The 12,542-nt window shown below is 58.8% G+C and carries 6 protein-coding genes; 2 read left to right on the plus strand and 4 right to left on the minus strand.

Features of this window, described 5'->3' with window-relative positions; translation table 11 throughout:
* The first annotated feature begins 44 nt into the window (after positions 1 to 44).
* Complete coding sequence (locus FHP24_RS03640; RefSeq protein ID WP_139672988.1) at positions 45 to 467, plus strand: Rid family hydrolase; 423 nt, start codon at positions 45 to 47, stop codon at positions 465 to 467.
* Between the two features lie 561 nt (positions 468 to 1,028).
* Complete coding sequence (locus FHP24_RS03645; protein ID WP_139672990.1) at positions 1,029 to 1,343, plus strand: ArsR/SmtB family transcription factor; 315 nt, start codon at positions 1,029 to 1,031, stop codon at positions 1,341 to 1,343.
* A gap of 56 nt (positions 1,344 to 1,399) precedes the next feature.
* Here the strand turns inward: FHP24_RS03645 and FHP24_RS03650 are convergent, their stop codons facing one another.
* From FHP24_RS03650 to FHP24_RS03665, 4 genes are all read right to left on the minus strand, one after another.
* Positions 1,400 to 2,185, minus strand: a complete 786-nt coding sequence (locus FHP24_RS03650; protein ID WP_139672993.1) for an SDR family NAD(P)-dependent oxidoreductase — start codon at positions 2,183 to 2,185, stop codon at positions 1,400 to 1,402.
* A 16-nt stretch (positions 2,186 to 2,201) separates the two neighbouring features.
* Positions 2,202 to 3,629 (minus strand): aminotransferase class I/II-fold pyridoxal phosphate-dependent enzyme, encoded by a 1,428-nt coding sequence (locus tag FHP24_RS03655; RefSeq protein ID WP_394344587.1) that lies wholly within the window; start codon positions 3,627 to 3,629, stop codon positions 2,202 to 2,204.
* On the minus strand, positions 3,626 to 11,053 hold the full coding sequence (locus tag FHP24_RS03660) for a type I polyketide synthase (protein WP_139672995.1): 7,428 nt from the start codon (positions 11,051 to 11,053) through the stop codon (positions 3,626 to 3,628). Before FHP24_RS03660 ends, FHP24_RS03655 begins: the two co-directional genes overlap by 4 nt.
* Positions 11,054 to 11,231: 178 nt before the next feature.
* Positions 11,232 to 12,410, minus strand: a complete 1,179-nt coding sequence (locus FHP24_RS03665; protein WP_180355878.1) for a polysaccharide biosynthesis/export family protein — start codon at positions 12,408 to 12,410, stop codon at positions 11,232 to 11,234.
* Between the last annotated feature and the right edge of the window lie 132 nt (positions 12,411 to 12,542).

Here is a 12,542-nt window from a genome sequence, read left to right on the forward strand (position 1 = left end):
GACGACAGCACAGCCAAATTCCAGCAAATACGGAGGTTTTCGAGGTGGCAAAAATTATCAAAGTAAAGACGGGCAATCCTTTTGAAGACAAGGAAAGCTTCTCGCGTTTGATCGTGGTCGACGATTGGATACTTACGTCCAACACAGCCGGACGGAATTTAAAAACGAAAATTATGCCTGATACCGCGCATGAGCAGGCGAACCTTGCGTTCGACAATGTGGAAGCGGCACTAAGATTGGTCGGCTCTTCACTCCTGGATGTTATCCGATCTCGAGTGACGATACCGAATCCGAATGATGTTCCAGCTGCGATGGCCGTTGTTGGAGAGCGATTTCGTGGCGTCGATCCGGTGAGTACGGTCACATGCGCGCCGCTTGGCCTCGACTACCTCAGATTCGAATTAGAGGTGACGGCATTGCGCGGGGTAGCGTCAGCGCAGACAGAGCGATTGATTGTCGCTCTTTGATCATTTCGCGCTTCTGCCTAACCGTAAGCCTGCTACTCCACGAGCAGGCTTCCCATCCTGGACCTGTTGAGGTCAGACCTTGGGCAGGTCCAGGATGTATTGAACGGTCATCTCAGAGGTGTTCGGCATGTCACGTTTGTTCTGTAAAAACTGCATGACGCGCCACATCTGGCCTGAGGCATGACCAGTGACGTCCGATGGCAAGCCTCAGCCGCCGATGCATTTGGTACTCCCGTTTGGCGCTGCATAGCTCAGGGGCTTCGAGATACAAGTAGAGCCAACTCTTGGCCATGCAACGCAATAACAATCACTGATTGCACCAAGATCTCCTCCTCGACCCAGAACAGTATGGAGAGCCAACCGAACGTTGCAGCTTCAACACAGGAATAGAAATTTTCTTTTTTACCGACCGTGTTGGCTTCGCAGATGCAACATTACTAATTGTATATTTTTCTAACTTACATTATTTCTCGCACGTCAAAAATGATCGGGGGATCAGCTTCTCTAAACAACCGGAGAAGCGATTTTTTGATATGTTTTACTTGGAACCAAGGGGTGACAATGGAATCTGGCGTATCATTTGATGCAAGTCGAGCCGCTGCGTTGCTGGGGCTCCTGTCCAACGAATCTCGTCTGCAGGTTTTGCAGCTGATATCGCAACGTGAATGGGACGTAGGCTCGCTTGCTGCGGAAACCGATCTCAGCCAATCAGCTCTGTCGCAGCATCTGAAAAAGATGCGCGACATGAAGGTTGTGCGCACCCGTCGCGATTCGCAGACGATTTATTATTCGTGCACGGATGCGAATGTTGCCCGCGTTCTTGATACTTTGAGCTCGATATTCGAAACCAAAGTCCCGGCAAAAAGTGCAGCTTAGACGCCACTAAATGGCGATGTTCTCTGATTGAAAGATCAGCCAGACCTTTTTGCCTTTCAATGGCTGATACGGTGCTTGTACCACCACGCGATAATGGGTCTGGCTACTGGACCAAGCATGGCCAGAGCCGCAACCGACGACGTGAAATAAACCCGGCCACGTCGCCGGTCGACACCGACGACGAGTTTTCGGCCTATATCTGCGGCCGAGCTTGGCTTGATCGTTCCCATCAGCAAGGCGGCCTCGCGTGGCCGACTTTCGATTTCCCGGGACAGTTGCGGCGTATCGGTATCCGGGGGAAAGCAGATCCCGACCGAGATATCGGTGCCCACCGCTTCGAGCCGCAAAGCATCGGCAAAACCGACAAGTGCGGATTTCGAGGCGCAGTAGGCAGTATATGCCGGGATGCCGATAAAAGCCGCAGCCGACGAGACGATCATGATACGCCCCTGCCCGCGGCGCCTCATACCCGCATAAACTGCTCGCACGGCGTTCACGACACCCGTCACGTTGGTCTGCCATTGCACCTGGAATATGTCGACTGCCTGTTCGTGGAACCAGCCCGGCTCGACGATGCCCGCCGAGGCGACGAGAATATCGCATGGCCCAAAGGTTGCTTCACAGGCTTGGATTGCGGCCGAAAGCTCAACGCCTGAGGCGGCATCCGCCCCGATGACAAAAATCTTTCCCCCGCCCTCGACGGTCCGCTCAATCTCATTGCGAGCAGCTTGCAGCCTGTCGACGTTGCGGGCAATCAGCGAAACCGAGGCACCGCGGCACGCGTAGATTTTCGCGACTTCAAGGCCTATGCCGCTCGATCCCCCGGTTACGACAACATGCATGGCCGCGCCCCCTGGATCAGGTATTGGGAGACTGGAGCAGCGGCGAAAGCTGCATCATCTTTTCCATGTCGAGCGATGCGAGGCCGAAATTGCGCTCCTGCAGAGCTTTCAGCCGACGCGCCGTGACATCTACCGCATGCCGGATCTGATCTTGTGTATGGTTGCAGGTAATGAAGAAACGCAGCCGCGCCATGCCTTCCGGCACCGCCGGATGGATGATCGGCAATGCATTGACACCGTCTTCCAGAAGTTCGTTCGACAGCTGTACGGCGCGCAGCGAGTCTCCCACGAGAACCGGAACCACCGAAAACCCGACGCTGAGACCTGTGTCGAGACCGGCCTTGCGAGCCTCTTCCAGAAACAGTGCGCCATTGCGGTGAAGTTTTTCAGTCCGCTCAGGTTCGCTACGAAGGATATCGAGACCGGCTTTTGCCGCCGTTGCCAAGACCGGCGCTAGCCCGACGCTGTAAACAAAGCCGCCGGCCTCAGCCTTAAGGATATCAGCCAGTGCCTGAGAACCGGCAATGTAGCCGCCGCAGCTGGAGGTCGTTTTGGACAGCGTTCCCATCCAGATGTCGACGTCCTGAGGATCGAGGTCGAAGTGCTCGAAAGTGCCCCGGCCCGATTTGCCGAGGACACCGAGCGCATGGGCTTCATCGACCATCAGCCAGAACCCATACCGGCTGCGCAATTCCACTAGCCTCGGCAGATCTGCAATATCGCCGTCCATCGAGTAGACGCCCTCGACAATGACGAGGACGCGCCGAAACTCCGACGACAGTGTCTTCAGCACGGTTTCGAGATTGTCGACGTCATTGTGGCGGAACAGCCGGCGTGTCGCGCCGGACTGCTTGATGCCGGCCAGAGCGCTATTGTGGATGAATTCGTCGTGCACAACGAGATCCTGCGGGCCGACGAGGCAGCTGATGGCTGCGACATTCGTCAGGTAACCGCTGACGAAACAAACCGCCGCCTCGACGCCATAGACCTCGGCAAGTGTCGCTTCGAGTTCGGTATGAACGGGGCGTTCACCCGCAACAAGACGGCTGGCGGACGCGGAAATGCCGTAACGGTCAATCGCTTGCTTGGCACGGGTTGTGACCAATGGATCCGTATTGGTCCCGAGATAGTCGTAGGAGGCGAAATTGGCAAAGTTGCGACCGTCCATCACCGTGGTGGCGCCGGCCGCCATGTCGTGGGAACGATAGAAGGGATTGTCCACTCCGATCAGTTCGCCGACCTTCCGCTGCGTCAATACCCGCTGATATTCGGGGAGCTGATCGAATTTCGGGCTCTGGCGAACCGAAGCCTGCGGCTGACGATTCAGGCGAGCTTCCCGATTGCGGCCAGACGCTTCGCTGGTCTGTCGCATTTTTTCCAGAAACCCGCGCGTGGCGCCTCCTGCGGGAGACGCGGTTGTTTCCGGCTTGTCTTTGTCTGTCACTGCGCGGCTGCTTTCTGGCTCTGGTTCGAGTGGCTCTTGACCAATCGGTCGAGCACCTCGTCCTGCGGAGCCTCCTCCTCTCCGCCACTACGTTTCGAAACTCTCTCACGCAGGCGGGTGACCACGTCACTCACCGTCGTGTCCTCACCGACACCGCTCAACGGAATATCAAATCCGGTCTTCTGCTGGAAGCTCATGCCGAGTTCCATTGCCATCAGGCTGTCGAGACCGACATCCTTGAGGACTTTTTCCGGCGTGACACTGTCCTCGGTAACACGCAGGATGGAGGCGATCTCCGCTGCGACGATCTTGTGGAGGATCGCCTGTGCCTCATCTGCGGACTTGCCGTGGATCAGTGCTTCGAGATCGATCGGGTCGCCATCGGCAGACGACTGGGCATTGCCGGCAGCCCGCATCGCGGTTTCGAACAGCGATGCCGTCGAGATCGGCAGCATGCGCACCGCGTTCCAGTCGACTTCGGCGATCATTACAGCGGCCCCATCGATGCTGCCGCTGTCGCTTGCCAGATAACGCTCGACCTGTTCCAGCGCATCGCGCGCCTTCATCGCGGTCTTGCCGATCCGCTTCGACAGGATCTCGTTGACCTCGGCATTGCGTGCAAGGAAGCCGGTATCGGCAATTGCACCGAAACCGATGGCCAATGCCGGACGACCGGCGGCGCGGCGCATGCGCGCGAGCCCTTCGAGATAGCCGTTTGCGATCACATAATTTGCCTGCCCCGGATTGCCGAGCATCGTGGTAGCTGATGAGAAGAGCAGGAAAAGCTCCAGAGCGTCATCACGGGTCAGCTTGTCCAGCAGTTCAGCGCCGCGAACCTTGACGTCGACGACGGGGCGGTTGCGGTCGTCAGTCAGGTTCGATAGCAAAGCGTCGTCCAGAACCATGGCGGCATGGATTATACCCTTGATGGGCGCGACCGCACGCAGTTCCGTCAGAAGAGCGAACAGGGCCTGCTCGTTGGTGATGTCGCAGGCGTGAAGCGTCGCAACGACGCCGAGGCCTGTCCATTTTTCCAGAGCCTTGATCGTCGCCTCGTCGGCGATACCGCGGCGGGAGCAGAGCGCGATACGGCGCGCACCTCTGGCGACAAGCCAGTCCGCTGCAACGAGACCGAAACCACCGATGCCGCCGGCAACGAGGAAGGTGCCCTCGCCGTCGAAATGCACATTTCGTTCGCTTGCGACAACGACCCGATCCTTGCCGCGGACCGGCGGACGGATGACGATCTTGCCGATCTGGCCGGCATTCTGCATCAGGCGGAATGCGCTGCCGATCTCGTCATGACCGAAGCTGCGATAAGGCAGAGGCACCAGTTCGCCACGCTGGAAGAGTTCGCCGATCTCGGCGAAAATCCGCTTGGTGACGGCCGGCAGGTTGACCAGCAACTGGTCGGCATCGATGCCGAAATAGCTGATATTGCGGCGGAACGGACGCAGGCCGATCTTGCGGTCGGAATAATAGTCGCGCTTGCCGAGTTCCAGGAAGCGGCCGAAGGGCTTTACCAGCTCCAGGCTTCGTTCCATCGCTTCGGAGAAGAGAGAGTTCAGAACGAGGTCGACACCTTCGCCATTCGTGACGCCGCGGACGCGGGAGACGAAATCGAGCGAGCGGCTGTCGAAAATATGATCGGCGCCGAGCGCTTCGAGGAAGCGGCGCTTCTCGACGGTACCGGCCGTTGCAATGACCGTTGCTCCCTTCAGCTTGGCGATCTGCAGCGCGGCAAGGCCAACGCCACCGGCAGCACCATGGATGAGGATCGTCTCGCCCGGTTCGATATGGGCGAGCTGGACCATGGCATAATAGGCCGTCAGGAAGGCGACCGGAACCGTCGCCGCAGCGGCGAATTCCAGACGATCGGGGAATTTGGTGACACCATCACGGCGGACGCGAACATGTGTCGAGAAGGCGGCCGGGCCGATGCCCATGACGCGATCACCCGGAACCAAATCGGTCACTGCCGAGCCGACGCGCTCGATGCGACCGGCCATTTCCATGCCGATCGTGGCACCGGCAAACCCGTCTTCGAGCGCTTCTTCCGGCAGCAGACCCATGGACCACATGACGTCGCGGAAGTTCAGTCCTGCAGCCTCGACCGCGATGATGACCTCGTCATCACCGGGCTCCTGACGCGCGCAGCTTTCCCAGACGATGCTGTCGACGCGACCGCTGGTCAGCTGGTGAATGGTTGCGGCCTCGAAGTCGGACGTGGTGCCATCACGACCTGCAGACGGCCCGGAAGCCGCGCGGATTTCAACAACACCGCTCTTGCCTGCCAGCCATTCGCGATTGTCACCTTCGACCGTCGCAATCCGGTCGATGAGGGCGATCGCCTCTCCGCCTTCCGCATCGATCATATGGATGTCGATCGCATCATATTCATTCTGCAGAACGCGGGCGAATGTCCACAAACCGCCATTGGCTGCATCGCTGTTTTCGCGGGCAAGCGGAGAACCGCCCGGCACCAGCACGATCAGGCGAGGCCGGACCGCCGAGCCGTTGGCATGACGGGATAGGCCTTCGGCGAGAGCCTTGAAACGAGACAGTCGTGTAATTTCGAGAGCCGAAACGGCATGTCCCACGCCACGATCTGCAAGATAGGCAATGCAGATTGCAGATCGGCTGCCTTCCGGCACCAGTTCCAGCGCGCGTTCGGCTTCGGCGGCCTGAATGATCGATGCATTTGCAAACAAAGAGGCCGCGTGTTCGCACGACGGTTCTGCAACGACGATAAGTCTTTCCCGAACCGCTGCCGCAGCGACATTTTCGGAACTGACGCGGGAGTGCGCGATGGCGACAACAAGGCCGCCCTCATCCAGTTGCACATCGTTGACCGACGAGGCCTCGAAGCCGAGATCGGAGAGAAGTGTTTCCACCTGTGCCGACGTGGACAATTGGCCCACCGGGAAGTCAGCGGACTGACTTGCCGCGAACCATTCTTCCGACAGACCGAAGGCGAAGTCATTGAATGCCGAGGGTGCGCGATCGGCAAAAACGATCGCAGCGCCCCTGGAAGCAACAGCACGAACCGCCTGACGGACATCTTCATTGCCGACCAGCATGGCCTGGCTGGTCAGACCACCGGCAACGATCAGGTCAACCTGTTTGAGACCGGCAAGAGCCCGAGGTTCGACAACGGAAACATGCACGTTCTGCTCGAACGCCAGTTCCAGCATGCGCCGCGCATTTTCCCTCGGCTCGGCGATGACCAGCGATGCACCGATCGAGGCCGCGAGATCTGCAAGCCTTGTGCTGGCCGACTGGCTCACCGTACCAAGTTCGAGGATAAACCGGATTGCGCCGGGATTTTCCCGGCAGAGGCGCTCGGTCAGATCGAAACCGCTTTCGGCGCGGCGACGACCAAGCGGCGAGTGCACGAGGACATGGTCCAGCGTGGCTTCGCTGACATTGCTCGTGTGTTGGTTTTCTGCTTCACCAGGCTTTCCTGACAGTGACAGGTGTTCGAGCGCATCACGATAAACGTCGTTGACCAGCACGGCTTCCGCAATGCGCGAAGAATCCTCGCGGTAAATTTCCTGAATCAGTTCATCGACGCTCGGAAACGAAAATTCGCGCGGGACAGTCCAGCCGTCATCGGACGGCGCGGCGACACCGGCATCTTCCAGCGTGAACAGGCACGATGTCAGGAACGCGCGGAAATCCTTGTCGCCCGGCAAGTCTGCAGAAGACAATTTGCCATCGCCATCGGCGAGCGACAGGACGATCTCGTGACATGCACGATAGACGGCCGCATCGATCATCAACGATGCATTGTCCTTGGCATCCACGGATGCCAGATCGGCCAGAATCGGCAATCTGGGCGCTGGCGCATCAAGCGTCGCCAACAGCGCACTCGGAACGGCGTCGAAATGGAAGGCGACGGTATCCAGCGTGTGGTGGCGGCGCAACGAGGTACGACGGAAGCGGCAGTCCGAAAGGACGGCGATCTGTTCGCCCGCTTCATCGAACAGGCGGAAATTGACCTTGATCGAGAAACTGCTGAATCGCTCGATCTCTATCCTTGCCCTTGCGATCGCACGGCCTCTGCCCACGACCCGGATCGAACCGAAACGAACCGGAATATAGGGGGATCCGGCCTCGGCTCCGGACAATCGGTCAAACAGCGCAACGAGCCCATGGAAAGCAGCGTCGACCGAGAACGGATTGAGGTTGTAGCCGATATAGGGATGGGCGGGTGCCGCCGCCTGTTTAAGTTCGACTTCGACGATATTGTCGCCGAAAGCCACCGCCTTCGACAAAAGCTGGAAACGCGGACCATATTGCAGACCGAAGCGTTCGGCAGTTTCATAAACGTCGACAGACGAGAGGCTATCTCCGCCTTGCGCAGGTGCTGTGATTTCGAACCGGTGGCTTTCCTCATCCACCGGGCGTCGACAACGGCCAACGGCGTGAACGGTCCAGTCGTCGCTGCTCAGCCGCTCGCGCGAGCGTATCTCGATATTGCCGGTCTCCGGAGAAAGCAGCGTCGAAAGCTCCAGCATCCGGTCGGGGCGCAACTCCAGTGGGCGAACGATCTCCATATTGGAAACCTCGACCTCGTCGGTGCCGAAATGTGCCTGGGCAGCGGTAACCGCAATCTCCAGGAAACCGGCTCCCGGCAGGATCGCTCTGCCATCAACCACATGCTCGGCCAGATCGGGGAAGAGCAACGCGTCGATATGGTTCTTCCAGTGCGAACCATTTGGATCGGTTCGCCAGCCAAGCAGCGTGTAACTGTTCTTGAAATCCCGACCGAAGATGTCGATTTCATCGGTGGTGGCAGGTACTTTCAGAGCGGTTGGTTCGAACGGCAAAGGCGGCAGATCGACAATCGGGCTGCGTCTTCCGGAATGCCTTGACTGTGCGGGGGCTGCACCGTGGGCAATGGCCCGCGCGAACGCACGGGCGATTGGATCACGGCCTTCGATCAGGGTTTCGCGCTGCAGCGAACCGATCACAGTGGCTGGCTGCGCCTTGCTCTTGGCAATTTCCGAGACGTAATTCGACAGGATCGAGCGCGGTGAAATCTCGATGAACAGATTACAGCCGAGATCGAGTGCTGCTTCGGTGGCCGAGCGGAAGAGCACGGGCTCGCGCACATTGTGCCACCAGTATTCGGCATCAAGACCGCGTCCGTCGTAGATCCCGCCGGTAACAGTGGAAATGAACGTACAGGCAGCGGCCTGGGGTTCGATCGCCGGCAGTTCAGCCAGGAAGCCATCACGGGCACTGTCGATGATCGGGTGATGAAACGGATAATTGATATCGAGGATATGAACGACCGTCTGAGACTTGCGGGCAGCATCCCGGAATGCCTGGATTTCGGCGACGGGTCCAGAAATTGTCACGGAGTTGGGTGCGTTTACGGCAGCCACGTGGATACCGTCCAGCCCGTGCGTTTTCGCGAACGCCGTAGCGGCCTCTTCGCCCATCACGGCAGCGGCCATCTTGCCCTGCCCTGCAAACAGATGCTGGGAGTGCGAACGTTTGGCGACGATTGCAACGGCTTCAGCGGCCGTCAGTGCCTTCGAGGCGTAGGCTGCCGCGATTTCGCCAACGGAGTGGCCGAACACGACGTCAGGCCTGATGCCGTAGGCGCTCAGGCTGTCCGAGAGCGATGCCTGCACGGCAAACAGCAGCGGCTGGGCGATCGTCGCATCGGACAGACGCGACCCGAGGTCGTCTGCAATGATAAGATCGGTCAGCTTTTCGCCGAGATGGTATTCGAAGAGCGCACTGAAGGACTGGAAATACTGGCGGAAATGAGGGTTTTCGCGATAGGCCTCCACGCCCATCCCGGCCCATTGCGCACCGTTTCCGGAAAACACGAAAGCGATCTTGCCGAGCGATGACGGGGCTTCGCCGCGCTCGCCATCGGAAGCCTCGCCTGCAAGATGCGTCTTGATCGCGTCGAGAACCGCGCGCTCTCCGCGGGCATCGATCGCGAACCGATATTTCAGTGCATCTCTGTTCGTCGTTGTGGCGGCAATGATCCGGCGCGCCTTTTCAGGCACAGCCGCAGAAAGACGCGCGCGATAATCCTTGAGTAGCTCTTCCAGTGCGCTGGCGCTATGGGCGCTGGCAAGGAACAGAAGGTTGTCGCCCTTGGCAGGCGATTCAGCCTGTGTGGCCGGTTCGGGATCGCCAATGACAACATGCGCATTGGTGCCGCCAAAACCGAAGGAGTTGATGCCGACGAGCCGTGCTTCCTTTGCCGGGAGCAGTTTGATGGCGGATGTATTGACCCTGACATTGAGTGCATCGAAATCGATGTCCTCATTCGCCGTTTCGATGTGCAGCGCTGCAGGAAGATAGTTGTTCTCAAGGGCGAGCATCGCCTTGAACAGGCCGAACAGGCCGGAGACGGGTTCTGTATGGCCAATATTCGACTTGATCGAGCCGATCGGAAGCGGTGCGCGGCGCTTCTGGCCGATAACACTGCCGATTGCCCAAACTTCGGCAGGGTCGCCGACGCGCGTGCCGGTTCCATGACCTTCGATGAAGGCAACGCGGTTCACATCTATGCCGTGGCCCTTGTAAATGGAGCTGAGCAGATCGGCCTGTGCTTCGCGTGACGGGAGACTGATACCGTTGGTGCGACCGGACGAGTTGACGCCGGTCGCATGGATGCGGGCATAACTGCGGTCGTGCTGCTGGCGCGCGACGTCGCTTCGGCGCAGGACAATGGCTGCACCACCTTCGGCACGCACATAACCCTGACCATTGGTATCATAGGCTCGGCAGAGACCTTCCGGCGACAGCATGCGCGCCTGGGCGAAACCGACGAAAGAAAGCGGATGGACGAGAAGATTGACGCCGCCGACGATCGCGGTGTCGATATCACCGTGTTCTAACGCACGGGTCGCCTGGTCGAGAGCAACCAGCGACGACGAACAGGCAGTATCGATCGTCATGCTCGGACCATTAAGCCCAAACACATGCGAGATGCGATTGGAGACGATCGAGAGCGTGTTGCCCGTCATGAAATAGGGACTGCCGGAAGCAGGATCCTCGGCCGACAGGTTGCCGCTATCGAGGCTTGAGGCACCGATATAAACGCCAACCCGCTCTTTCGCCAGCGTACTGACCGGCAGGTTGGCATCTTCGAGAGCCTTCCAGACCAGCGTCAGGAGAATACGCTGCTGCGGGTCCATTTGCATGGCTTCGCGCTGAGACAGGCCGAAGACGGCAGGATCGAAATCATAGACCGCTTCAATCACGCCGGCTGCGAATGTGTAGGTCTTCCCGGGCGTGCCCTGACTGGGATGCCAGAAGCGAGCCAGTTCCCACCGATCAGCAGGGATTTGCGTGACGGTGCAACGACCGGTTCGGAGAACTTGTTGCAACTCCTCGATGGAGTTGGCACCGGGCGCGACACAGGCTCGGCCAATTACTTCTATCGTCATCGTCACTCTTACGTTCGTCACAGCTATAGTAGCTAATGCAGATTTAAGCCGACACCGACTTTAACAACACAATTGCCTCTGTTGTCACGAGAAAAGCGGAGAAAACCACTACTTAAACGTGACGGCACGAGGTGAAATACAATCCTCCACAGGGAAGCGCATACGGCAGGTTGTGCCGTTAGTCACTCAAATTATTTGAAATCGCGGCGCCTTGAACAGCGATTCCCACGGGTGCGCCGATGACACGAAGGAATTTCGTCAGATCGACCGCCGGATGGCGCGAGGCGTAGATCACGTCACGGCTCTTGACCGGGAAGGTCTGGCCGACAAGCAGGCTGTCCGCATGGCTCATATCGAATCTGTAGACGATCGGATAACGACCGTCCTTGTCCGGCTGCATGCCCTTGCGAGCCAGTTCATCGAACCGGCGCTGGCCGAGCAGGCCGAGCACCACTTCCGGATCCTCGTAGCGGAACAGGAAATACCCTTTCGCATTGACGGTCTCGTCATTGCCGCCGCGGCCGAGTGCAACGGCTTCGAGAAGGTTCAGGTCGTTGGCGCCGAATTCGATTCGCGAATTGCTTTTGACGGCACCAAGCAGCGTGAAGGTTCTGGGGTCGCGGGTGACGAAAATCTGGTCACCCGGCTGGACATAGATATTTTCCGACGGGTTCTCGACGATCGACTTCAGCAGCGCAGTGCCGGTCTTCTTGCCACGGACAAGCGTCACGTAGGATTCATAAGGCTGCGATGTCGGGCCGCCGGCTTTCGCAATCACGTCGGTGATCTGCTCTCCGCTCAGGTTGAGCGGGATCTGCGCTGAGCGATTGACGGCACCGGCTACGGTTACCGAACGGGATGGTGTATCGCCCATGCCGATGATGACGTCCGGTTCGACAGCCTTGCTTTTCAAAGACGCAAGGATTTCCTGGCGTGCCTGTTCGAGGGTGCGACCGGCGAACCGCACCGTCCCGACATAAGGGATCGCTGCGGTACCGTCGGGCTGCACGACGACATCGATCGTTGCCTGCTTGCTATCGTTGGTCGAGAACAGACCATCTGCACCGGCTTCGAAAATCGTGACTTTTAGCTGGTCACCGATACCGATGACCGCCCGTCCCGGACCGCCGCCAATGCCGAAGCGGCGCTTCAGTGCCGTCGAAACATAATCCGACACCAGTCTTGCCGTGTGGTTGTCGACATCGACGATATCAAAAACCGCAGCGTTCACGCGGCCGATCTCGGCCGGGGACCGACCGGCGTCCTCATTGATCGCGGAAGCCAGAGGTCCCTCACCCGGTACAGCCTGGCATCCTGCCAGGGCAGCACAGATTACGATCGCAGTTACTCGCATCAAATCTCGATACTCCAAGTCAGGACCGTAAGACTGCTGGCATGCTGCCTCTTGATCCGGAATTTGATGTCCTTGAAAGCACACCGAACGGCGAACGACAAGCTTCATGGCTTGGGCTTCCCGCAAAATAAAATC

Origin of the sequence: Aliirhizobium smilacinae (genome assembly GCF_006335145.1) — a bacterium.
Lineage (GTDB): Bacteria > Pseudomonadota > Alphaproteobacteria > Rhizobiales > Rhizobiaceae > Neorhizobium > Neorhizobium smilacinae.